The organism is Tistrella mobilis (genome assembly GCF_041468085.1).
In the GTDB taxonomy this organism is placed as follows: domain Bacteria; phylum Pseudomonadota; class Alphaproteobacteria; order Tistrellales; family Tistrellaceae; genus Tistrella; species Tistrella mobilis_A.
Genome location: NZ_CP121017.1, coordinates 3024016 through 3045028, shown reverse-complemented (window position 1 = coordinate 3045028; position 21013 = coordinate 3024016). Strand labels below are relative to the sequence as shown.

Below are 21013 nucleotides of genomic sequence, written 5' to 3'. Positions count from 1 at the left end.
CCCACGAGGACCAGGATGACCGAAGACATCGAGACGGCCCGGCGGATGCTCGCCGAGGCGGAGGCGGCGCTGCATGCGCTGATGATCGGGCAGAGGGTCGTGACCGTCGCCCATGACGGCAAGAGCGTGACCTACACCGCCGCCCGCGCCGGTGACCTGCGGGCATGGATTGCCGAACTCAGGGTCAAGGCCGGCCAGGGCGGCGGCCGGCGGGCGATCGGCGTGGACTTCTGATCAGGGAGGGGAGGCAGATGGTGGCGGAGCTGTGGGGGCCGGACGGGCGGCCGTTGTCGAAGGCGACCCGCGCCCGCGCCCTCGCGGCTGCCTACACCGCCGGTGAGCCGATGTCGCAGGATCTCGGCACCTGGTTGCCGGGCTTGACCACGCCCGATGACGAAGTGGCCGGGGCGCGGGATGTTGCGGTCGGGCGCATCCGCGATCTGGTTCGGAACAATGGCTGGGCCTCGGGGCTGGTCCGGCGCGAGATCGACATGGCGATCGGCGCGCAGTTCCGGCTCTCGCACAAGCCAGACTGGCGGGCGCTCGGCATCTCCCCTGAGGCGGCGGCGGAATGGTCCGCGGAAGCGGAAGCGCTTTTCCGCGGCTGGGCGCTCGATCCGCGGCGCTATTGCGATGTCGGCCGGCGGCTGACCTTCCCGGCACTGATGGGGCAGATCTACCGGCATTATGTCGTCGATGGCGACGGGCTGGCGACGCTCTACTGGCTGCCGGAGCGGGGCGGTGATTGGGCAACGGCGGTCCGGGTGCTCGATCCCGACCGGCTGAGCAACCCGGTTGGTCGCCCTGATAGTCCCACCCTGTCGCGCGGGGTGGAGATGGACGATCTGGGCGCGCCGATCGCCTACCATATCCGGAACGCTCACCCCGGAGACGGCCGGCCGGATGCCCAGCGAATGAGCTGGACCCGGTCCCCCCGCGAAACCCCGTGGGGGCGGCCGGTGACCCTGCATCATTACGACTGCGACCGGGCCGGCCAGACGCGGGGCATGTCGCGTCTGGCGCCGATCGTTGAGGCGCTGAAGATGCGCCACCAACACCATCGGCTTGAGCTGCAGGCGGCGGTGTTGAACGCAATCTTCGCGGCCTTCATCGAAAGCCCCTTCGATCACAGCCTGTTGCAGGATGCGCTGTCCGATCAGCGCTACGCCAACGGCGCCGGTGTGGTCCAGGGCTATCAGGATCTGCGGAAGGCCTTCCACGACGAACGGCGCCTGATGCTGGGCGGCGTGCGCATCCCGACCCTGTTCCCGGGCGAGCGTTTCAACTTCACGGCCGCCACCCGCCCGAACGTCGCGTTCGCGGCTTTCGAAGCGGCCGGGCTTCGGAACATCGCCGCGGCCACGGGGCAGTCTTATGAACAGGTGTCGCAGGACTGGAGTCAGGTGAACTACAGCTCGGCGCGGGCCGCCTTGCTGGAGATCTGGCGCGGCCTGACCGTCCGCCGCGAGACCTTCAGTCAGGCCGTGCCGACCCTGGTGTTCGTGGCGGTGCTGGAGGAAGCCGTCATGTCCGGCCGCCTCCGCCTGCCCAAAGGGGCGCCTGCCTTCCACGCCGCGTTGCCGGCCTATACCGCCAGCCGCTGGATCGGCCCGGGCCGCGGCTGGGTCGATCCGGTCAAGGAGGCGGAAGCCGCCCGCATCCGGATGGAGAACGGCCTTAGCACGCTGGAGGACGAGGCGGCAGAACAGGGCCGCGACTATCAGGAAATCATCGCCCAACGCGCCCGCGAACGACGGGAATGGGCGGCGGCGGGGTTGCCGGAGCCGGTGTGGGGTTGGCGTCAGGCGATGAAGAGTGAGTAGGGTGGTCGTAGAGGGGCAGGCCTATGGTATTTGCGGCCTGCTCCCCGCTACATGTCTGTGCCACCATGATCTGCCGGCTCCGGGTGATGTTGGCCATTACCTTTCTCTTCGGAAGGGTCTCTGGCCCGCCTTTGCACGGGTATATGGTACTATGGTGAAGATCGTTCAGGTTGAGGCACAGGATATGCTGCCATGCCCTCTTCCGTAGGAAGAGGGCATGGCAGCATATCCAGTAGACACGTCGATTTTCACTCGTGGCCGCAGCGGCGGGGTTGCATCCTGATAGCCAATTGGCTATATCGTTTTCAGCGAGGGTTGTTGAATGTGGCAGGTCGAAATCCTGGATGAGCGGGTTGCGGCGGAGCTTGAAGCGCTGGCCCCCGATCTGAAGGCACACTTCCTGCGACTGGCAGAGATGATCCAGGCCGTTGGTCTGGAACGCATCCATGAACCTCATGTGAAGCATCTCCGGGACAAGCTGTGGGAGATGCGCCTTACAGGACGTGATGGTATTGCCCGTGCCATCTACGTGACGGCAAGCGGTCGTCGAGTGGTAGTGGTTCTGGTTTTCGTAAAGAAGACGCAGAAGACCCCGAAGGCCACGCTCCAGCTTGCCGAGCAACGTGCGAAGGAGATCAAGCCATGATCAGTCTCGCGGAGATGAAAGAGCGGCTTCTCCAGGATCCGGAAACTCAGGCTGAATACGATCGGCTTGCACCTGTCTATGAAATCGTCACGGCCTTGATCGAGGCCCGCCATGCCGCCGGAATGACGCAAGCGCAGGTTGCAGAGAAAATGGGTACGCAACAGTCGGTTATCGCGCGCCTGGAGACGGCGCGGCGCATGCCCAGCCTGGATATGGTCACCCGGTATGCTGCGGCGATCGGCTCCCGTCTGGCAGTTGTGCCGATGCGTGAATGCGCGCGCTGACGGCAGGTCATGTCTTGCCGCCCTATTGGGGCGCAGATTGAAACTGCAATGTCTTCAGTTGCCAGAGAGGCGGCCTTCGGGCCGCCTCTCGTCGTTTGAGGGGGCGCGAACATGACATGCTTGGAAGACACCGCCGGTCCGGCTGCGCGGCTGGTTGGGTTGCCGCTCATGGTGGCGCCGCATCGGCTGGGGCGGATGCTGGTGCAGATGAAGGCCGCGTCGCCCGGTGGGGCGGTGGCGCAGCTGGCGGGCGGGAAGGTCTATCCGGTGATGGCCGGGGTGGCGGTGATCCGGGTGTCGGGTGTGCTGGTCGACAAGCTGGGATGCGTGTCGGGCTGGGGTGGCTATACCGGCTATGACGGGCTGCGCGTGCAGGTGCTTGGGGCCCTGGCTGACCCCGAGGTGCGTGGTGTGGTGTTCGATATCGACAGTGCCGGCGGCATGGTGGCGGGGCTGTTCGACCTGGTCGATGATATCGAACGGGCCAAGCGGGCGGCCGGCAAGCCGGTCTGGGCGATCCTGAGCGAAGAGGCCTATTCGGCGGCCTATGCGATCGCGGCAGTCGCCGACCGGATCACCATCCCGCGGACCGGCGGCGCCGGTTCGATCGGGACCATGATGATGCATGTCGACCTGTCGGCGGCGCTGACCGAAGCCGGGATCGCCGTTACCCTGATCCATACCGGCGCGCACAAGGTGGACTGCAACCCCTACGAGCCCTTGCCGGCAGAGGTGCGCGACGCGATCCGCGCCGAGCTGGAGGGCGTCCATCAGCTGTTCTGCGCGACCGTGGGGCGCCTCCGCCGGGGCGCGGGCCTCACCGCCGCCGCGGCAGCCAGGACCGAAGCCCGCTGCCTGACCGGCGCCGAGGCGGTGGCGGCGAAGCTTGCCGATGTGGTCGCCTCGCCTGCACAGGCAATGGCGGCCTTCCTGACCGAACTTGGTCGCCGCTGATCCTGTGGCACGAGACACGTTCCGGACCAAAGACCAGATCCAGAGGACATCCATGGTGAACCTGACCTTCGGGCACCTCTTCGGAGGTGCGCCGGCGACGACGCATGTCGGCCGTCCGGCAGAACCGGTGCTGGGCGACGATCCCGCTGCGGTCGTGCAGCCCGCGGCCCCCGTGATGCCACAGTCCGCGAGCGCGGCGCAGGTTGTGCCTGCGGTGCCGGAGGTGGCCGCAGTCTCGGCCGCCTCCGGCATCGATGCCGAGCGGCTGCGGGCGGAGGGGGCGGCGGCGGAGCGTAGCCGGATCGGGGCGATCCTGGGCAATGCCGCGGCCGAAGGCCGGACTGCGCTCGCCATCCATCTCGCCACCCGTACCAGCCTGCCGGCCGATGCGGCAATCCAGACGCTGCAGGCCTCGCCCGCCGCACAGGCGGAGGCGTCGTCGGGTGATTTCGCCGCCCTGATGGCCCGCATCGGCAATCCGTCGATCGCGCCTGACGGGGGCGATGTGCCGGCGGCATCGGGCGGCCTGCGGTCTGCCATCAATGCCCGCCTCGGCCGGTTCGGCCCGGGCCATCAGGGGGAGTGACAGTCGATGAGCATGCCTTACCAGGTGATCGGTGGGCCGTCCTCCACCAGTGCCGTGCTGGTCCATGAACTGCCTCACGGTCTGTCGCGCCGGGTGGTGACGGTGGCGGCCGATCCCGATGCCGCGCAAGAGCTGCGCGTCGGCACCATTCTCGGCTTCCGGCTGTTCGGCGCGCCGACGGTTGCGGCCAAGCCGGGCAATCAGGGCAACGGCACGCTCGATGCCGCCGCCCTGAGCACGCGGGTGATGACGGGGAGCTATGAGGTGGTCTGCCTCTCGGGCGGGGCCTCGGCAAGCTTCGCTGTCATCTCGCCCGAAGGTCTTCGTCTGCGCGATGCCGGGCTCGGCGCCTATGTGGGCGAGCATCTGGCCTTCACCATCATTGCCGGCGGCACGGCCTTCGCGAAGGGCGACGGCTGGATCGTGACGGTGCCCGAAGGTGACGGCAAGGCCGTGCCCTGGCAGGCCGACGCTCTCGATGGCACCGGCCGGGTCGGCGGGGTGCTGATCACCCGCGTGGTCACCGCGCCTGGTCAGGATACGGAGGGGCAGGCGGTGACCCGCGATGCCGTGCTGGTGCGTGCCGGGCTGATCATCCCTCCGGGTGGCCCGGCGGTCGCCGCCGCGGCCCTGGCCGGGCTCGCCGCGCGCGGCCTGGCGCCGCGCTGACCGGCCGCCGATCCGATCCGCACCTTTGCGGGTGTGTGGATTGAAACCAGTTCTCCGGAGCCTGATGATGGACCCGACCACCCAGCCGATCGTCTTTCCCTATACTGCCGTCCAGCTGACCGACGAAATCAATTTCATCCCCGACCGCTGGGGGCGGCTCGCGGGGCTCGGGCTGTTCGAGCCGAAGCCGATCGCCTCCACCTACGTGGAAATCGGCTTCCGCAATGGCGAGATCTATGTGCTGCAGGCGACCGAACGCGGCGCCCCCGGCAGTGTCCAGGGCGAAAAGAGCGGCCACACCGTCGTCCTCAAGGTGCCGCACTTCCCGCATGAGGCGGTGATCCGGCCCTCTGACCTGCAGGACCGCTATGTGTTCGGCAGCGGCCGCCAGCAGCTCGCCAGCATTGAGACGGCGACGGCCGACACGCTGCTCGACATCCGCCAGCATCACGCACTTACCCGCGATTTTCTGTCGATGGGGGCCATCAAGGGCAAGCTGATCGATGGCGCGAACAAAGTGCTCTACGACTGGTTCCAGGTCTTCGGCATCACGCCCAAGGTGATCGACTTCGATCTCTCCAACCCGGCCACCAACGTGCTGGAGAAGTGCGCCGAGCTGGTGGCTCATATCGACGGCAATCTCCGCGGGGAGACCATGGCCGGGGTGCATTGCCTGGTTTCGGGCGAGTTCTTCGCCAAGCTGACCGCGCATCCCACGGTGGAGAAGTTCTATCTGAACAGCATCGCCGCACAACAGCTGCTGGCCGCCAGCCGGACCGAAGGTGGCCGTCTGGTGCAGAGCTTTCCCTTCGGCGAAGTGACGTTCGAGGTCTGCCGCGCCCGCGCCGGTCTGCGCGACGGCAGTTCGGGCCGCTTCGTGGCGGCGGGCGAGGGCCACGCCTTCCCGCTCGGCACCACCAAGACCTTCCGGATCTATGACGGCCCGCCGGATCATGTCGGGCTGGCCAACACGCTGGGCGTCGAGGTCTTCGTTTCGCCCGAGGTCCTGAAGCATGGCCAGGGCGTCGAGCTGAAGTCGCAGAGCAATGTTCTGCCGATCTGCGCGCGGCCTGATCTGCTGGTGACGGTGCGCGCGTAGCGCGGAAGCGGCGGCAAGGGGGCTTTCCGAATGACGATCTGGAACAGGATGCAGGCCGATCTTGCCGCTGCCTGCGCGGCCGGCTTCGGGGAGCCTGCCGCCTATGATGCCGGCGCGGGGCCGGTTGCGGTGGAGGTGATCTTTCGGGACCGGCTGCTTGATGCCGAACTCGACATCCGCAGTCAGGGCGCCGATATCGGCGTGCCCGTCGTCGATGCCGTGGCGAAGGCGTGGGTCCGGATCGACGGCCTGCCGGCGGCGCCGAAACGTCGGCATCGCCTCACCATCCGCGGCCGTGACTATGTGGTGGAAGCGGTTGACCCTGATGGCACCGCTGCGGCCTGGCTCTGGCTGAGGGTGGCATGATGCATCCGCGCGCCCGTATCCGCCATGCGGCCGCGGCCCTGCTGAAGGGGGTGGCGCCTGAGGTCGGCGACCGCGTTCACCCCGGCCGCCTGTCCCGCCTGGACGAAGAAGATCTGCCCGCAATCCTCGTCTACACCCGGTCAGAGGATGTGGAGCGGGATCCTGGCGATCCGGACGGCTACGCCCCGACCCGGCGGCGGCTTGCCCTCTATATCGAGATCGTCGCCATGGCCCGGGAAGATGTCGACGATCGGCTCGATACGATCGCGGGGGCGGTAGAAGCGGCCATGCCCGGGCTGATGGTGGATGGGATGCGTCTCGATCGGGTCGATTATGAGGGGATGGAGACCGGCATCGAGATCGATGGGCGGATGCCGATCGGGGCACAGCGGCTCGACTATGCGGTGACCTACCTGACCCCGGGGCGGGCACCCGGTGATGAACTGCCCGGTGACGACCTGTCTGCGGGCGACACCGACGACAGGGCCCCGGGCGCCGGTGCCATCCACGATGTTCTCTGCCTGGGGGGATCATGATCAGCGTCGAAGCATCCGAGCGCACCGGCCAGATCGGCGACCCCGAGATCACCGACCTGCATCGCCGCGTCGCCAACCTGATCCGGATCGGCACGATCGCCGAGGCAGACCATGCCGCCTCGCGGGCGCGGGTTGCGATCGGGGCGCTGCTGACCGATTGGCGGCCCTGGATCACGCAGCGGGCCGGGCAGGACGTGGCGCATTGGGTGCCCGAGGTCGGCGAACAGGTGGTGGTTCTGTCGCCGTCGGGGGATCTGGCGCAGGGGGTGATCCTGCCGGCGCTGCATCAGGCCGCTGTGCCGGATCCCGCATCCCGGCCGGACATCCGGCGGGAACGGTATGCCGATGGGACCGACATCGCCTATGACCGCGCGGCGCATCGGCTGACCATCGATCTGAGCGCGGCGGGTGGGACGGTCGAGATCCGGTGTGGGCCGGACGCCTTCATCCGGCTGGACCCTGGGCGCCTGGTGCTCAAGGCGCCGCGGATCGATCTGAACGGGGAGGGGTGAGCCATGGCGGGCGTTGCGCGGCTGGGTGATCGCTGCTCCGGGCATGGCTGCTGGCCACCCCGACCCTCGATCGAGGGCAGCCCGACCGTGTTCGTGAACGGCCGGCCGGCGCTGCGGGTGGGCGATGGCTGGGCGGTCCATTGTTGCCCTGAGATCCCGGAATGCCATGGCAGCGTGCAGGCGGCTGGGTCGCCGACAGTGTTTGTCGAGGAGCGGGCTTTAGCGCGGGTCGGTGATGCTGTCGCTTGCGGCTCTTTTGTTTCTGAAGGCTCTCCAAACGTTTTGTGTGAATAGGGGGCAAAGATGTTTCTCTGTCATGACCAATTTTCGTGGCACTCTATTGAACCAACCAACGCAAATGACGTGATCGAATATGTGCGTATTCAAATTTGTAGATGAACGGTTTTATTTTTTTGTAGTCATGGAAAATCCATTGAATTGTAAGAGAATTGCAGGGGAGTGGGATGATACATCCGAAGTATTGTTTGAGATATGTTGCGATTATATTTTATCGCCATTCGGATTTGATGTCGAATATTTCGAGGGTGATTGTTTTATTTATCTGTGTAGATCTCCGGCCTCATATACCGGAGATCCCTTATATTTGTTTTTCAGAATAAATAATGATTTAACGATATTGGATAATATAAATTATAATCTATGTCAGTATATAAAAGAATATTCGCGGAATAAAAATATCCTCTGGCTAGAAGTATCTGATCGTGGACTCCAGTACTTCCGTTGAGCGACCTGATAAGAGGATCCCAATGGCTGGAATGGATGCCGCCGCCGGCGGCTGGCTTGCCGATCTGGATCATCTGCGTCAGTCGGTGCGTGACATCCTGACCACGCCGATCGGTAGCCGGGTGATGCTGCGCGACTACGGATCGCGGATCTTCGACCTGATCGACCGGCCGGTTGATGGGGCGCTTGCGCTTGATCTCTACGTTGCCGCCGCCGAGGCGCTGGCGCGGTGGGAACCGCGGCTCAGGGTGGAGCGGCTGGCCCTGGCGGCTGTGGTGCCCGGGCGGATCACGCTCGATATCGAGGGCCGCTATCTGCCCGATGGCAGGGCGATCAGTCTGAACGGGATCATCGTGACATGAGCGGCTTCGCGCCCATCGATCTCTCGCGGCTGCCGCCGCCCGATGTGGTCGAGACCCTGGACTATGGGGCGATCAAACAGGCGATGATCGCCGACTTCCTGAGCCTCTGTCGGGAAGCGGGCATCGAGCCTTCGGCGCTGGAGAGCGATCCGGCCATGAAGGTGCTTGAGGTGGCGGCCTATCGCGAGTTGCTGCTGCGGCAGCGGGTGAACGAGGCGGCCAAGGCGGTGATGCTGGCCCATGCCCGCGCCGGGGATCTGGACCATCTGGCGGCGCTGCTCGGCGTGGCGCGTCTGCCTGGCGAAGGGGACGAGCGGCTGCGGGATCGGGTGCGGCTGGCCCCGGACGGGTACAGCGTCGCGGGTCCGATCGGGGCGTATCAGTATCATGCGCTTGCGGCCGATGCGGGGGTGCGCGATGTCGCCGTCACCTCGCCCGAACCGGGGCAGGTGGTGTTGACGGTGCTCGGATCCGATGGAGACGGTACGCCGTCGGCAGCCCTGCTCGCCCGCGTGTTGGCGGCGGTGAATGCGGATGATGTGCGGCCGCTGACCGATCTGGTGAGCGTGCAGGCGGCCTCGATCCGGCCCTATGCGGTGCAGGCGCGGCTCTGGCTCTATCAGGGACCGGACGAGGCGGTGGTGGTCGAGGCGGCGCGGGCGGCAACCACCGCCTATGTTTCGGCCCGCCACAAGCTGGGTCATGACATCGCCGTCTCGGGGCTGCATGCGGCCCTGCATCAGCCCGGCGTGCAGCGCGTTGAACTCGACGAACCGGTGACCACCCTGGTGATCGACCGGGATGCGGCGGCCTGGTGCACGGGGATCACGATCACGGTGATGGGGCGCGATGAGTGACGATGACGCGACCGACGGCGCAGGCGAAAGCCTTCTGCCGCCCAACGCATCGGCGCTGGAGCGCGCGCTCGACCGGGCCAGCGCCCGGCTGGGTGCGGTGCCGGTGCCGATCCGTCAGCTTTATGACGTCGAGGCCTGCGCACCTCATCTGCTGCCCTGGCTCGCCTGGGGGCTGGGTGTCGACTATTGGCGCGCGGCATGGCCGGTCGAGGTGAAGCGGGCGGTGATCCGGGCCACGATCCCGACCCGCCGCCATCGCGGCACCCCTCGGGCGCTGCGCACGGCCCTGGAAGCTCTGGGCGTGCGTATCGACTTCAGCGAGTGGTTTGAAACGGCCGGCCGTCCACACACGGTGACGGTCGATGGTTTTGTGAATGAGTGGTTGGACCGGCCGCCGGCCTGGGGACTGGATGAACTTTTCCAGGATCTGACCGAGACCTTGCGCCGGGTGGCCCCGGTACGCGTGCATTTCGACATCCGCCTCGGCGCGGGCTATGCCGGCGATGCGGTCTTGGGCGCGGCGCTGGGCCGCCCGGTGGCGGCTGCCAGCCTTGCCGGTGCGAGCCTAGAAAGCTCTGAGCTGGTCACCGGCGGTCCAGGCCTGGCGGGCGGCCTCACCCGGCCTGCGGTGCTTGCCGAGGCAGCCGGCGCGGTGCCGGTGGTCGACATCACGGGTGAGGCGGCGCCGGCCTGGCGTCATGGTGCGGCGCTGCGACGGCCGGTGGTTCATGCCGCGGTGTCCGCGGCGGTGCCCGTGGTGCACATCGACGCGCGGGCTGCTCCGTCCTGGTGGCAGGGGGGCGCTTTGATGCGGCCGGTTGTAGCGTTGGTGGTTTCGGGTTGGGCCTGACGCCACTAACGCCTGATACAGACAATTCAATTGAAAGGGGCGGCTCCACACGGGAGCTGCCCCTTTTCTCGTTCGGAGGCTCGAATGGCGACGCTGCAGGTCGTAACCACCAGCCGCGGCCGGCAGGCCGTGCTTGATGCCGATATCCAGGGGCTGAAGCTTCGCATCACCCATGTCGCCGCAGGGTCCGCAGGGTATCAGCCATCGGTGTCAGCCACGGCGCTGCGGTCGGAGTTCGTGCGTGCGCCGATCGCGAAGGCCGAGGTGAACAAGGATCGGTATCAGCTCAATCTGTCTGCCGCCTTCACGGGTGAGGAAGAGGGCTGGATCCGCGAGATCGGCTTCTTTGCTGAAGACGGTACGTTGGTGTGGCTGTGGTCGAGCGCGGACACCGCCTTGGGCTACAAGTCGGCGCCGACGCGCTTCCTCGTTGGCCTGAGCCTGACCGTTACGGATGTGCCCCTCGGGCAGATCGAGATCGTGGATCAGGGGCAGCCGCTGGAACTGGCGGTTCAGCCGATCGCTGATGACAGCGCCACCGCCTCCGCGGCCCTGGCAGCCGCCTTCACCGACGAGGGCCGCCGCGGCCTGGACCGCGACGCTCGCCTCGACGCGCTCGCGGATGAGGTGCGGCGGATCAAGCAGCAGCGGGATCAGGATGTGTTGGGGCAGATGCGGGTGCTTGAGGACCGTCTCTCCGCCTCGCAAGGCGTGCTGAGTGGATTGGTCCTGTCGGCGGCATCGGCTGCGGAAGCGCAGGCAGAGATCCTGCGCGCGTCGGGGCAATCAGGGCTCGTGATCACGCGGCAGTACGATGGAGGTGGACCTGATCCCTGGGACAGGCGGCTGACCGTCGGGTATGCAGCGGGCAATGCCCACGATCACGCCAATGCGCACGGCGTGATGGGGCTTGCCGAGCTGGCCGTGGTGGTCAATGGGTGGTATTTGCGCACCCGGCACAACGACTATGTCGACAACACACCGGCGCCGGCGGGAGGGGCTTATCTGTCAACGCGCCGTCTGCCGATGACCACCCTGCCCGCGTCGGTGACGGGCGGTGTCGCGCAACAGACGGCCGCGATGCGTGAGCTGATCCTCAAGGCTGCGGTCGGCGGTTTGGCGGCAGCCGACGCGCAGCACTTCCGGCTGGATCTGGCATATCTGGAGGTGTGGTGGGAGGTGCTCCCGCCCGACGGCGCAGTGGGGGACAGCTTTTACTCGCCACGCCACGAGGCGGACGACCGATCTGCCGCCGGCCTCCTCAACACCATCCAGGCGATCAACGCCACCGGCGCCAAATTGCGCGCCGAGAACAATCCCTATGTCCCGATCGCGATCCGGTCCATCCGAGGGCGCACTGAGGTCGCGGTGCTCCGGTACCGCATCCTGACCCGGACGGTGGGTACGCTCGCCGAGCGGCCAATATCAGCACTAGTCGAACTGGTCGACGATGTGATCACCCGCAAGCGCACGGGGATGACGCTGGCCGCACTCGAAGCCTCCCGCCTCGCGCGCTATCGGCTGCGCGACGAGATCGCCGACGATCTGATGGCGATGGTGCCCGGCCTGGACGGTGAGGGTGCCGTACTCCACGAGAGGTATTGGGAGGAGGGTGCCTGGAAAACGGTCCGGGGCTATGAATCATCCGCCCTGCTGAATGCGGCTTACTACAGTCGCAAGGCCGCACTGTCTACGGCCGATGCATCCGGACGCTCAAAGTTCAGGCGTGGGTTCAATGACCCGTCTTTGTGGGCCGCCTTGACCACCAGGAAGCGTGTGGCCGGCTTCGAGCGCGACGGGGATGTCTACCGGGCCAGCTGGGCGATCCCGCTGGAGCTGGTGCTGCGCACGCCCCTCGAGGCCTGGAACCCCTATGACATCCCTCAATCCGACGGTGGGTCTGGCACCGAGGAAAAACCCTATCAGGGCTGGCTGTCGGATCGCTACTGGCGCACGCCGGCGGAGCTCTTCGGGGGCGCCGGCGCCTCGGACAGCGCCGATACCAGTAGCGGCGTCAAGTGGGTGCTGGATGCCAGCGGCACGGCCCGGGCGGTGCGCGCCAGTGGCGTGCGGGTGATCCTGCCTCCGGTCGATGACGGCGCCGGCGGTACCATCTCCCTGCGCACCCGCTACCCGGTCTATCCCGTCTATCACGAAGGGTCTCCCGCCTATATCGAGGCAATGGCCCGCTTAGAAGGAAGCTGATCCATGGCTTTCGCTTCTCTCGAGACGCAGATTGCCGACCTGACCACCAAGGTCAATGCCCTCACTGAAACCTACCGCACCAAGGCGCAGGCGATCGACGCTGCGGTGACTGCCGCTCTTGTGGCGATCCCGAGTAACGAGCGGGTCTATTACGTCGACCCGCGCAGCGGTGACGACACCGGGCCGGGATCGTCGGGCCGGCCGATGCGTACACTTAAGGCGGCCTGTGATGCAGTGCCCGCCGGCGGGCGGGGCGCTATCTATCTCCCCCTCGCGCCGGTGGTCTGTGATATCGATCAGCACATCGATCTACGACACAAGTCAATACGGATCGGGCCGGTCAGCAACCCATCCCCCTCTGGCACCAATGCAGACAAAGCCCTGTTGCCGACTATCCGTCAGCGGATAGTCGGCGGAACTGCGTACGGGTTCGGGCTTGATTGCTCATCCATCGTGTTTGTTTATTGCGGGCTGGAGACGGCAACTGCCGATACTAACCCAGCATCGAGCGGGCTCATACGTCGCGTTGACGTCATGGGGGCGTCCTGCGGCGTGATCTACTGCGATATCCGCCTCGGGTCGACGCCGTTCGCGAATCGGTCTGAGGGGGCGGCGTCTCTGTGGCTGCAGGTCTATGGGTCGCGGATCAAACGCACGGTCTCCGGCCGCGGGTCTCTGCTGGCCGCTCAGACCCAGCCGGCAGTGCTGGGCGTGCGCAGAACCGAGTTGCCGTCCGACCTGACACTCACCGATCTGGTCTCCGGTCTGGTGCGAGACTCGACCGGTCGGGTGGTCAACATAGTCTGCAGTGAGGTGCTTTGATGCAGATCGTCTATGACGGCCGGCGGTATGTCGGCGTGGACACGGCGGAGGACGCGGCCGCGCTTGGCATTCCGGCCGATGTCTTCGCCTCGCAGCACATCGCCGATGCCCGAGACCGGACGCTGCGGGATCTCGATCTCGCGGCCGCCGCGGCGCGCGGGCGGTATGCGACCACGGCGCCTGGGCAGGATGGTGTCTATCAGCTCAAGGCAGAGATGGCGGCCGCCTGGATCGCGGCCGGTCGTCCGGTGGATGCCAGCCCCTGGCCGCTGCTCACGGTGGAGGCGGCCGCGCGATCTATGAGCGTCGGCGATCTGGCGGACGAGATCACCGCCACCCGGGCGGCCTGGATTGAAATCCTTGCCCAGATTGAAGGGGCGCGGCTGGCGGGCAAGGAAGCGGTCCGGGCAGCGGAGACGGTGGATGCGATCGGGGCGGCGGCTGCGCCGGCCCTGGCGGTGCTCAAGGGGATCTGATCCATGGCGACCGACTTTCTCCATGGCGTCGAGATCGTCGAGATCGACGACGGCCCGCGACCGATCCGCACGGTGCGCTCGGCGGTGATCGGGCTGCTGGGCACCGCGCCGACCGGCCCCGTGAACACGCCGGTTCTGATCGCCGGCAACCGGATCGAGGCGGCCGCGATCTTCGGCTCTGCCGCCACTGACGCCGGCTTCACCATCCCCGCCGCCCTTGATGGGATCTTTGACCAGACCGGGGCGGTGGTGGTGGTGATCAACGTCGCGGATCCTGACAACCCGGCCCATGTCGAAACCGTGGCGCCGGGGACGCGGCAGTTCGATGATGCCGGCGGGATCCCCCTCGGTGCCGGCGTGATTTCGGTGACGGTTGACGGGCCGGTGACGGCCCCGGCGCGGTTCGCGGGCTCACCCGGCACCATCGCGATCCCTGCCGGCGCCACGGTCGAGGCGATCGCCCCGGCCGATGGCGGCGCGCCCTATGCCGACACGGGATATACCGTGGCGGGCGGGGTGATCACCCGGAAGGCCACGGGCAGCATTCCGGCTGGTGCGGCGGTGCGGGTCACCTACACCATTGCCCTGGCTGAAGGCACCGACTGGATCCTCGATCGTGCGACCGGGCGCCTGGTGCGTGTGGCAGGCGGGGCGATCCTGCCCGGGGCAAGCCTGTCGGTCGGGGTCCGTCGGCTGGATCCGGCGGCCGTCGGCCTGGGCGATGTGATCGGCGGCGCGGATGCGGCCGGCTGGCGCGGTGTGCATGCCCTGGTCGCGGCCGAAAGCGTGGTCAAGGTCTCGCCGCGGATCCTGATCGCGCCCGGCTTCACCCATCAGCGGACCGATGGGGCCAATCCGGTGGTGGCCGAACTGGTCGGCATCGCCGAACGGCTGAAGGCGGTGATCATCGCCGATGGCCCTGATATCGACGATGCCGCGGCGATCGATTACCGCGAGGATTGGGGATCGGCGCGGGTGTATGTCGTTGACCCCTGGGTGAAGGTCTATGACACCCGTACCGAAACGACCATCCGGGAACCGCCGAGTGCCCGGGTGGCCGGGCTGATCGCCAAGTCGGATGCGGAACGTGGCTTCTGGTGGTCGCCGTCGAACATGGTGATCAACGGCATCGTCGGCACCAGCCGACCGGTGGACTTCGCGCTCGGCGATACCTCGTCCCGCGCCAACCTGCTGAACGAACGCGAGGTGGCGACCATCATCCACCGCGAGGGCTACCGGCTCTGGGGCAATCGTAGCTGCTCGTCCGATCCGAAATGGGCCTTCCTGCAGGCGCGACGGACGGCCGACATGATCAACCAATCGATCCTGGAGGCGCATTTCTGGGCGGTCGACCGCAACATCACCCGAACCTATGTCGATGATGTGGTCGAGGGAGTGAATGCCTATCTCCGTCACCTCACCTCGATCGGGGCGATCCTGGGCGGCCGGTGCTGGGCGGACCCGGCCGCCAATCCGGCCGATCAGGTCGCGCAGGGCAAAATCTGTTTCGACTTCGACTTCACCCCGCCCTATCCGGCAGAACGGATCACCTTCCGGTCGCGCCTGGTTGACGACTATATCGACGAGATTTTCGTCCGGCCGGCCGCCGCGGCTTGATCCGGCTGCCTGCCTTTCCGATCCTCCCGCCGACTGACGGCCCGCCCGGAGCCTTGCCTCCCGGCGGGCCGTCGCTTTTTCCGGAGACGGACCCGTGATCCCCAAGATCCTGAAGAACTTCAACCTGTTCGTCGACGGTCGCGGCTATGCCGGGCGGGTCGATGAAGTCCAGCTGCCTGAACTGTCGGTTCAGACCGAAGAGCACCGAGCCGGCGGCATGGATGCGCCGGCCGCCATCGACATGGGGCTCGATGCCCTGACCGCGCAGGTGACCTTCGCCGAGCATGCCGCCGATCTCTACCGGCTCTGGGGCCTGAGTGAAGGGGCATCGGTGCCGTGGACCTTCCGCGGCGCCCTGGTCGCAGATGACAACACCGTCACGCCGATGGTGGCGGTGATGCGCGGCCAGATCACCAAGCTCGCCTCCGGCTCGGCGAAGGTCGGCTCCAAGGCCGGCCCGCAGGCGACGCTCGCGCTCCGCTACTACCGGCTCGACATCGACGGCACCACGGTGATCGAGATCGACGTTGCCAACATGGTGCGCCGCGTGGGCGGGCAAGACCGGCTCCAGGCCGTTCGTACCGCCCTCGGCATCTGATCCTGTGAAGGAGACCACGGCCCATGACCGTCGCCCGTACCGTCACCATCCCGCTCACCCTGCCGGTTACCGTCGAGGGCAGCGATCACCGCCAGCTGATCATGCGCCGCTCGAAGGTCCGCGACCGGCTGCTGGTCGACCGGCTCGGCGGCAGCGATGCCGAGAAGGAGGTCCGTCTGTTCGCCAATCTCTGTGAGGTGGCGCCAGAGGTGATCGAGGATCTGGACGAAGCCGATTACGAGGCGCTGCAGCGTGCCTATCTGGGTTTTCGGAAAGTTCCCTCGAAGATGTCCGAACCGCCTGCGTGACCCTGGGCCTCGCCGCCGGCTGGGGGCTCACCGACATGCTCGACTTCGACGAAGCCGACCTGGAGGCCTGGCTCTCGACGGCGGCGCGGGTTCAGGCGCGGGTGAAGGCTGGCTGATGGCTCAATCGTCCAGCCTGTCACCCGCGATCGGAGGATTGCCCTGGCCTGCACGCTTCAGGATGTCGAGGGCCTGTTTCCCCCTGGCATCTTCTGGGCGCGCAGGCGGGGCTGAAAAAAGGGAATAGGTCAGGCTGGAGTTGGAGTTTATGCCGAGATCCCGGCGGATCGCGGCGATCAGTTCATTCAACTTAATCTGCCTTTCTTCGGAATACTCTTCATGAAATGTCTGTGGCACCTTTGTTTGGAATGCATTGAGGGCTGTTACCACGTCACTCGAAGCAAAAAGATGCAGACTATTCACTGCATTAGCATACCGAGCGCGCGCTTCGGCGTTGGGTGTCCACGAGGTTGCAGCGGACAGCGCGATAATGAACTCTTGATATTGGCTGAACTTCAGTTTCCTCCAATCGGCCTCTCGCTCTCTCGATCGCGTGAGAATTGAGGTGAGGACCGTGACGACGATGGAAACAGCGGCAGATATAAAGCCAACCATAAGCGCGTTATCAAGCATTGCCCGCGTCCGTATTCATTCGTTATCCGCCCTGAACGAGGCCATCCAGCCTCTGCTATTTGGATCTTCGATCATCGTTCGTCTGGATGCCAGCCGGCAACATCGGTCATGGCTTACTTGGGGTGAGCGGCATGGCCCGCAGTAGCACCATCGCGGTTGGCGTCGTCATCGGGGCGGCGCTGGCCAATACCTTTCGCAGCAGCTTCGATCAGGCGTCGTCGAAGGTCGATCGGCTCGGGGATGCAATCGCGACTCTAGACGGGCGTACTCGGCAGATTGCCGGCCTGCGGACCCTGCGCACCGAAGCATCTCAGGCGGGCACGGCCTGGAATGCCGCGCGGGCGCGGGTGGCGGAGCTGTCGGCTGAGATGGCGAAAACCTCCGAGCCTACCGCCCGGATGCAGCGGGAATTTGCACGCGCTGAAGCTGAGGCGGAGCGAGCCCGGGTCACCTATGGCCGCAAGCGCGAGGCGTTGGAACGGTTGGGCGCCTCGCTTACCGAAGCCGGCATCGACGTGAAGCGCCTGACGGCCGAAGAAGCCCGGCTGGGCCGGGAGACCGATGCGCTCCGTCGGAAGTTCGACGCGCTGAAGACCGCAGATGCTGCTCTGTCGCGGATCGGGCAGGGCTGGCGGGACCTGCGGAACCAGGCGCTCGTGAACACGGCGGGCATTGCTGGTGCCGCACTCACGCTTGCGCCGGCCGTGGCCTGGGATCGGCAACTGCGCATGCTCGCGAACACCGCCGGGTTCTCTTCCGATGAGTTGGCCAAGGTTCGGGCACAGATCAACGGTCTGGCGCCCGATACCGGGCAGAAGGTCGAGGAACTGACCCGGGGCCTGGAAATCCTGGTGGGAAAAGGCCTGGATCCTGGCAAGGCATTGGCAAGCCTGGAGCGGGTTGGTTCGGCGGCTCTGGCCACCGGTGCGGAGATCGAAGATCTGTCGACCACAGCTTACAGCCTGATCGACAACATGAAGATCGCCCCCGAGCAAATGGGCAAGGCGTTCGACATGCTTGCACAGGCCGGCAAGCTCGGCGGTTTCGAACTCAGGGATATGGCGCGGGACTTTCCGCAGCTGACGGCCGCCGCCCAGGCCCTTGGGATGAAGGGGGCGGAAGGTATTGCGACCCTGTCCACTGCCGTGCAGGTGGCGTTGAAGGGTGCGGGATCACCGTCCGAAGCTGCGAACAACTTTGCCAATTTCCTGGCCAAAATGACCGCGCCCGAGACGGTGAAGCGTTTCGCTGACATGGGCGTTGATCTGGCCGACGAGTTCAAGGAGGCGACAGACAAAGGGCTCGATCCGGTGCGTTGGATGCTGGAGCGGATCCAGGATCTGACGGAGGGTGATCAGTTCAAAATGGGCGAACTCTTCGGCGATCAGCAGGTGCTGAACTTCATCAAGCCGATGCTTGCCAATCTAAGCGAATACGATCGGATGCGAAAGGAGGTCCTTGCAGCCGACGGTGTTGTGGACAAGGACAAAGCCCGGATGGCAGAAGCAAGTAGCGTTGCCCTCGATCGGGCACGCATCGCCTTCGGCCGGGTGGTCGCTGCCTTCGAAGTGGCGATCGATCCGATGATCACCGTTCTGGCCGATGCTTTCACCGGCCTTGCCAATTCCATAGCCGGGGTGGTTGAGGCGGCGCCCGGGCTCACCGGTGTTGTGGCCGGTGTGGTCGGTATCGGCCTGGCGCTGCGGTCGGTGTTCACTGTGATCTCGATCGGCCGCGGCGCACTGCAGCTGCTCGGCCTGCGTGGTGCTGAAGCGGCGGGACGGGTCGGCTTGCTGGGACGGGCCTTCCGTCTGGTCGGCGGGCTGTTGGTTCCGGGGCTCGGCACCATGCTCAATCTCGGCGCCGCGATGAACGGGCCGGTGCGTGCCGGTGCGCTCAGCGCCGGCGGTGCCCTTCGCGGGCTGGTGCGCCAGGCGGTCGGTCTTGGCGGTGCAGCCTTCAGTGGCGCCGGGCAGGCGGCGCTTGGGCTCGGCCGTGTCCTGCTCGGGCTGGGGCGGGTGGCGTTGCCGGTGGTGATCGGTGCGGTGCGGGCACTGGGGCTGGCTCTGCTCATGAATCCGATCGGTCTTGCGATCACGGCGATCGCGGGTGGTGCCGTGCTGCTGATCACCTATTGGGATGATGTGAAGGCCTTCTTCCAAGGCCTGTGGCCCGCGATCGAAGCGGGGGCATCCGCTGCCTGGGAGGTGCTGAAGACGGTGCTGTCATGGACCCCGGCCGGATTGGTGGTTCGGCTGTGGCAGGCGCTGCCCGACGGGCTGGCGGGGGTCTGGTCGGCGGTGGTCGATGGCGCTTCTGCTGCGTGGAACCGCGTCACCGACGGCATATCCGCCGCCTGGGACGGGCTCAAGGCAGCTATCGCCTGGAGCCCTGCCGATCTGGTCACAGAGGCCTGGTCGGTGCTGCCCGATCTGCTGGGCGGGATCTGGGATCGTGTGCTTCAGGCCGCGTCCGCCGTCTGGTCCCGTGTCTCGGAACTGGTTACGGCGCCGATCCGATCGGTGCGCGACACCCTGGGCAAGGCCTGGAACTGGGTGACCGGGGACGGGGACGGCACCGCCGCGGGCTCGTCTGCACCTCCGCAGCCTTCTTCGACAGGCGGCTCCGGTCCGGCCGGAGGCGTGGCGGGGCTGGCTGCCCGCACCGGCGGCGGCCTTGCGGCGACGGCTGGAACGGTGGCCGCGCTTGCGGCACCGGCTTCGGCTGCCCCGCCGCCGGCGGTTGTGGATGGCGGCATCAACATGACCTTCAACTTCTCGATCACCGCGGCGCCCGGAACCGATCCGCAGGTGTTGGCGACCGAAATCCGCCGGCAGATCAGTCAGGTGCTGCGCGAGGCAGAGGCCCGCCGGCGGGCGGCCAATCACGACTAGACGAAAGGGGAGGGGCGGAATGACCACCCTTGTGATGCTCGCGCTTGGGGAGTTCCGCTTCTCGATCGCGACCGCGGCCTATCAGACCCTGCGCCGGGCAGCCGAATACCGTTGGGCCGCGATCGACCGGATCGGCCGCCGGCCGGCCCTGCAATGGATCGGCCCCGGCGCCGAGACCATCGATCTGGACGGCATCATCTACCCGCATTATCGGGGCGGCCTGGGCCAGGTGCCCCGACTGCGAGCCCTCGCGGCGGCCGGCACGCCTCAGGTGCTGGTTTCGGGGCTGGGCGAAGTGCTGGGGCGGTGGGTGGTGACGTCGGTCGAGGAGAGCGGCACCCGCCATATCCCCGAGGGTGCACCCTTGCGGATCGACTTCCGCATCTCGCTCTCGATCTATGGTGACGACGGTGCCGGCGCCGCTGGGGCGACCGCGGTCACCGAAAATGGCGTCGACGGCCGGGAGGTGCGGTGATGCTGCGCTATCTCACCCGCGACGGCGACATGATCGATGCGATCGCCTGGGCCCATTATGGCCGCACGGCCGGCGCCACCGAAGCGATCCTGGCTGCGAACCCGGATCTTGAAGCTCGCGGGCCGAAGCTGCCCGCCGGGATCGAGATCCTGCTGCCCGAACTGGCGCCGGCCGGGGTGGCGGTGCGGCAGGTGCGGTTGTGGGATTGAGCCGGTTGCTCCTCCCTTAAAGAGGGACGTGAATTGACCATTATGTAACCTTAAGGCAACATCCTGCCGCCGGAAGGATGGTAAGGAGATGACCATGCGAAAGCTGTTCATTGGCTTGGCGGTCTTGTTGACCGCCGGGTCGGCTGTAGCGGCAAGTCCGCAGGAGGTAAGGGCCTATATCCAGTCGCTGGATGATGGCATTGACGAAGGATATGAAGTTCTCGAGTATGGGGATCTTCATCGCATGTCGATCCATAGTCGTCATATGAAATCTCTTGTGGATAATGGGCAGGAGTATGGCCCTAATGTCTTCGCTAAGCCATATGGATATTGCTACGCTGCCGGGATCCATGCCAATGCGCTGTGGCAGGAAATGATTGATAAAAGCAGAGGGAAGGACGGTCCGGCTTTGGATGGGGCGATGAAACAGTATGAAGAATATCGGGCAGCTTGCCTGGATGTCGTGGATAAAGTGGAAGAGTAAGCTGAAT

The 21013-nt window shown here is 66.2% G+C and carries 26 protein-coding genes; 25 read left to right on the top strand and 1 reads right to left on the bottom strand.

Annotation, left to right across the window (positions count from 1 at the left end; translation table 11 throughout):
- Nucleotides 1-15 precede the first annotated feature (15 nt).
- From gpW to P7L68_RS19490, 21 genes are all read left to right on the top strand, one after another.
- Complete coding sequence (gpW, locus tag P7L68_RS19590) at nucleotides 16-234, top strand: gpW family head-tail joining protein (RefSeq protein ID WP_372000914.1); 219 nt, start codon at nucleotides 16-18, stop codon at nucleotides 232-234.
- A gap of 17 nt (nucleotides 235-251) precedes the next feature.
- Nucleotides 252-1823 carry a phage portal protein gene (locus tag P7L68_RS19585; protein ID WP_372000912.1) on the top strand — a complete coding sequence of 524 codons (1572 nt, stop codon included), beginning with the start codon at nucleotides 252-254 and terminating at the stop codon, nucleotides 1821-1823.
- A 322-nt stretch (nucleotides 1824-2145) separates the two neighbouring features.
- Nucleotides 2146-2469, top strand: coding sequence for a type II toxin-antitoxin system RelE/ParE family toxin (locus P7L68_RS19580; RefSeq protein ID WP_372000910.1), 324 nt, complete (start codon nucleotides 2146-2148; stop codon nucleotides 2467-2469).
- Nucleotides 2466-2753, top strand: coding sequence for a helix-turn-helix domain-containing protein (locus P7L68_RS19575; protein ID WP_372000908.1), 288 nt, complete (start codon nucleotides 2466-2468; stop codon nucleotides 2751-2753). The genes P7L68_RS19580 and P7L68_RS19575 overlap by 4 nt, the downstream gene beginning before the upstream one ends.
- A gap of 120 nt (nucleotides 2754-2873) precedes the next feature.
- Complete coding sequence (locus tag P7L68_RS19570) at nucleotides 2874-3707, top strand: S49 family peptidase (protein ID WP_372000906.1); 834 nt, start codon at nucleotides 2874-2876, stop codon at nucleotides 3705-3707.
- Nucleotides 3708-3759: 52 nt separating this feature from the next.
- The gene (locus tag P7L68_RS19565; RefSeq protein ID WP_372000905.1) at nucleotides 3760-4293 is read left to right on the top strand and encodes a hypothetical protein; all 534 of its coding nucleotides are present in this window, start codon (nucleotides 3760-3762) and stop codon (nucleotides 4291-4293) included.
- A 6-nt stretch (nucleotides 4294-4299) separates the two neighbouring features.
- Nucleotides 4300-4962 carry a head decoration protein gene (locus P7L68_RS19560; RefSeq protein WP_372000904.1) on the top strand — a complete coding sequence of 221 codons (663 nt, stop codon included), beginning with the start codon at nucleotides 4300-4302 and terminating at the stop codon, nucleotides 4960-4962.
- 67 nt (nucleotides 4963-5029) lie between these two features.
- Nucleotides 5030-6061 carry a major capsid protein gene (locus P7L68_RS19555; protein ID WP_372000903.1) on the top strand — a complete coding sequence of 344 codons (1032 nt, stop codon included), beginning with the start codon at nucleotides 5030-5032 and terminating at the stop codon, nucleotides 6059-6061.
- A 30-nt stretch (nucleotides 6062-6091) separates the two neighbouring features.
- Nucleotides 6092-6427 (top strand): hypothetical protein, encoded by a 336-nt coding sequence (locus P7L68_RS19550; protein WP_372000901.1) that lies wholly within the window; start codon nucleotides 6092-6094, stop codon nucleotides 6425-6427.
- A complete protein-coding gene (locus P7L68_RS19545; protein ID WP_372000899.1) occupies nucleotides 6424-6963 on the top strand; it encodes a hypothetical protein in 540 nt (179 codons plus the stop codon). Before P7L68_RS19550 ends, P7L68_RS19545 begins: the two co-directional genes overlap by 4 nt.
- On the top strand, nucleotides 6960-7475 hold the full coding sequence (locus tag P7L68_RS19540) for a phage baseplate assembly protein V (protein ID WP_372000898.1): 516 nt from the start codon (nucleotides 6960-6962) through the stop codon (nucleotides 7473-7475). Before P7L68_RS19545 ends, P7L68_RS19540 begins: the two co-directional genes overlap by 4 nt.
- A 3-nt stretch (nucleotides 7476-7478) precedes the next feature.
- Nucleotides 7479-7769 (top strand): PAAR domain-containing protein, encoded by a 291-nt coding sequence (locus P7L68_RS19535; protein ID WP_372000896.1) that lies wholly within the window; start codon nucleotides 7479-7481, stop codon nucleotides 7767-7769.
- 473 nt (nucleotides 7770-8242) lie between these two features.
- Nucleotides 8243-8581 carry a GPW/gp25 family protein gene (locus P7L68_RS19530; RefSeq protein WP_372000894.1) on the top strand — a complete coding sequence of 113 codons (339 nt, stop codon included), beginning with the start codon at nucleotides 8243-8245 and terminating at the stop codon, nucleotides 8579-8581.
- Complete coding sequence (locus P7L68_RS19525; protein ID WP_372000893.1) at nucleotides 8578-9438, top strand: baseplate J/gp47 family protein; 861 nt, start codon at nucleotides 8578-8580, stop codon at nucleotides 9436-9438. The genes P7L68_RS19530 and P7L68_RS19525 overlap by 4 nt, the downstream gene beginning before the upstream one ends.
- Complete coding sequence (locus P7L68_RS19520) at nucleotides 9431-10288, top strand: phage tail protein I (protein WP_372000891.1); 858 nt, start codon at nucleotides 9431-9433, stop codon at nucleotides 10286-10288. The genes P7L68_RS19525 and P7L68_RS19520 overlap by 8 nt, the downstream gene beginning before the upstream one ends.
- An 84-nt stretch (nucleotides 10289-10372) precedes the next feature.
- Entirely contained in the window at nucleotides 10373-12493 is a 2121-nt protein-coding gene (locus tag P7L68_RS19515) for a phage tail protein (protein WP_372000890.1), read from the top strand.
- Nucleotides 12494-12496: 3 nt separating this feature from the next.
- The gene (locus P7L68_RS19510; RefSeq protein WP_372000888.1) at nucleotides 12497-13315 is read left to right on the top strand and encodes a hypothetical protein; all 819 of its coding nucleotides are present in this window, start codon (nucleotides 12497-12499) and stop codon (nucleotides 13313-13315) included.
- Nucleotides 13315-13791, top strand: a complete 477-nt coding sequence (locus tag P7L68_RS19505) for a hypothetical protein (RefSeq protein ID WP_372000886.1) — start codon at nucleotides 13315-13317, stop codon at nucleotides 13789-13791. The genes P7L68_RS19510 and P7L68_RS19505 overlap by 1 nt, the downstream gene beginning before the upstream one ends.
- A gap of 3 nt (nucleotides 13792-13794) precedes the next feature.
- A complete protein-coding gene (locus P7L68_RS19500) occupies nucleotides 13795-15408 on the top strand; it encodes a phage tail sheath subtilisin-like domain-containing protein (protein ID WP_372000885.1) in 1614 nt (537 codons plus the stop codon).
- 94 nt (nucleotides 15409-15502) lie between these two features.
- The gene (locus P7L68_RS19495) at nucleotides 15503-16006 is read left to right on the top strand and encodes a phage major tail tube protein (protein ID WP_372000884.1); all 504 of its coding nucleotides are present in this window, start codon (nucleotides 15503-15505) and stop codon (nucleotides 16004-16006) included.
- Nucleotides 16007-16029: 23 nt separating this feature from the next.
- Entirely contained in the window at nucleotides 16030-16314 is a 285-nt protein-coding gene (locus tag P7L68_RS19490; protein WP_372000882.1) for a phage tail assembly protein, read from the top strand.
- 120 nt (nucleotides 16315-16434) lie between these two features.
- Here P7L68_RS19490 and P7L68_RS19485 read toward each other — a convergent pair whose 3' ends face one another.
- Nucleotides 16435-16944 carry a hypothetical protein gene (locus P7L68_RS19485; protein WP_372000881.1) on the bottom strand — a complete coding sequence of 170 codons (510 nt, stop codon included), beginning with the start codon at nucleotides 16942-16944 and terminating at the stop codon, nucleotides 16435-16437.
- A gap of 86 nt (nucleotides 16945-17030) precedes the next feature.
- Between P7L68_RS19485 and P7L68_RS19480 the strand changes: the two genes are divergently transcribed.
- The 4 genes from P7L68_RS19480 (at nucleotide 17031) to P7L68_RS19465 (ending at nucleotide 21006) form a co-directional block, all read left to right on the top strand.
- The gene (locus P7L68_RS19480; protein ID WP_372000879.1) at nucleotides 17031-19838 is read left to right on the top strand and encodes a phage tail tape measure protein; all 2808 of its coding nucleotides are present in this window, start codon (nucleotides 17031-17033) and stop codon (nucleotides 19836-19838) included.
- A gap of 19 nt (nucleotides 19839-19857) precedes the next feature.
- Nucleotides 19858-20313, top strand: a complete 456-nt coding sequence (locus P7L68_RS19475; protein WP_372000877.1) for a phage tail protein — start codon at nucleotides 19858-19860, stop codon at nucleotides 20311-20313.
- Nucleotides 20313-20522, top strand: coding sequence for a tail protein X (locus tag P7L68_RS19470; protein ID WP_372000876.1), 210 nt, complete (start codon nucleotides 20313-20315; stop codon nucleotides 20520-20522). The genes P7L68_RS19475 and P7L68_RS19470 overlap by 1 nt, the downstream gene beginning before the upstream one ends.
- Before the next feature lie 88 nt (nucleotides 20523-20610).
- Nucleotides 20611-21006, top strand: coding sequence for a hypothetical protein (locus tag P7L68_RS19465; protein WP_372000875.1), 396 nt, complete (start codon nucleotides 20611-20613; stop codon nucleotides 21004-21006).
- Nucleotides 21007-21013: the final 7 nt, after the last annotated feature.

Excerpts from the sequence above, each read along its gene's own strand:
- P7L68_RS19510 (WP_372000888.1), top strand. The coding sequence starts at position 12,497 with ATGGCTTTCGCTTCTCTCGAGACGCAGATTGCCGACCTGACCACCAAG.
- P7L68_RS19500 (WP_372000885.1), top strand. The coding sequence starts at position 13,795 with ATGGCGACCGACTTTCTCCATGGCGTCGAGATCGTCGAGATCGACGAC.
- P7L68_RS19530 (WP_372000894.1), top strand. The coding sequence starts at position 8,243 with ATGGCTGGAATGGATGCCGCCGCCGGCGGCTGGCTTGCCGATCTGGAT.
- P7L68_RS19560 (WP_372000904.1), top strand. The coding sequence starts at position 4,300 with ATGAGCATGCCTTACCAGGTGATCGGTGGGCCGTCCTCCACCAGTGCC.
- P7L68_RS19540 (WP_372000898.1), top strand. The coding sequence starts at position 6,960 with ATGATCAGCGTCGAAGCATCCGAGCGCACCGGCCAGATCGGCGACCCC.
- P7L68_RS19485 (WP_372000881.1), bottom strand. The coding sequence starts at position 16,944 with ATGCTTGATAACGCGCTTATGGTTGGCTTTATATCTGCCGCTGTTTCC.
- P7L68_RS19525 (WP_372000893.1), top strand. The coding sequence starts at position 8,578 with ATGAGCGGCTTCGCGCCCATCGATCTCTCGCGGCTGCCGCCGCCCGAT.
- P7L68_RS19480 (WP_372000879.1), top strand. The coding sequence starts at position 17,031 with ATGCCAGCCGGCAACATCGGTCATGGCTTACTTGGGGTGAGCGGCATG.
- P7L68_RS19505 (WP_372000886.1), top strand. The coding sequence starts at position 13,315 with ATGCAGATCGTCTATGACGGCCGGCGGTATGTCGGCGTGGACACGGCG.
- P7L68_RS19535 (WP_372000896.1), top strand. The coding sequence starts at position 7,479 with ATGGCGGGCGTTGCGCGGCTGGGTGATCGCTGCTCCGGGCATGGCTGC.
- P7L68_RS19585 (WP_372000912.1), top strand. The coding sequence starts at position 252 with ATGGTGGCGGAGCTGTGGGGGCCGGACGGGCGGCCGTTGTCGAAGGCG.
- P7L68_RS19580 (WP_372000910.1), top strand. The coding sequence starts at position 2,146 with ATGTGGCAGGTCGAAATCCTGGATGAGCGGGTTGCGGCGGAGCTTGAA.
- P7L68_RS19490 (WP_372000882.1), top strand. The coding sequence starts at position 16,030 with ATGACCGTCGCCCGTACCGTCACCATCCCGCTCACCCTGCCGGTTACC.
- P7L68_RS19550 (WP_372000901.1), top strand. The coding sequence starts at position 6,092 with ATGACGATCTGGAACAGGATGCAGGCCGATCTTGCCGCTGCCTGCGCG.
- gpW (WP_372000914.1), top strand. The coding sequence starts at position 16 with ATGACCGAAGACATCGAGACGGCCCGGCGGATGCTCGCCGAGGCGGAG.
- P7L68_RS19565 (WP_372000905.1), top strand. The coding sequence starts at position 3,760 with ATGGTGAACCTGACCTTCGGGCACCTCTTCGGAGGTGCGCCGGCGACG.
- P7L68_RS19520 (WP_372000891.1), top strand. The coding sequence starts at position 9,431 with ATGAGTGACGATGACGCGACCGACGGCGCAGGCGAAAGCCTTCTGCCG.
- P7L68_RS19465 (WP_372000875.1), top strand. The coding sequence starts at position 20,611 with ATGACCATGCGAAAGCTGTTCATTGGCTTGGCGGTCTTGTTGACCGCC.
- P7L68_RS19575 (WP_372000908.1), top strand. The coding sequence starts at position 2,466 with ATGATCAGTCTCGCGGAGATGAAAGAGCGGCTTCTCCAGGATCCGGAA.
- P7L68_RS19545 (WP_372000899.1), top strand. The coding sequence starts at position 6,424 with ATGATGCATCCGCGCGCCCGTATCCGCCATGCGGCCGCGGCCCTGCTG.
- P7L68_RS19555 (WP_372000903.1), top strand. The coding sequence starts at position 5,030 with ATGGACCCGACCACCCAGCCGATCGTCTTTCCCTATACTGCCGTCCAG.
- P7L68_RS19515 (WP_372000890.1), top strand. The coding sequence starts at position 10,373 with ATGGCGACGCTGCAGGTCGTAACCACCAGCCGCGGCCGGCAGGCCGTG.
- P7L68_RS19475 (WP_372000877.1), top strand. The coding sequence starts at position 19,858 with ATGACCACCCTTGTGATGCTCGCGCTTGGGGAGTTCCGCTTCTCGATC.
- P7L68_RS19470 (WP_372000876.1), top strand. The coding sequence starts at position 20,313 with ATGCTGCGCTATCTCACCCGCGACGGCGACATGATCGATGCGATCGCC.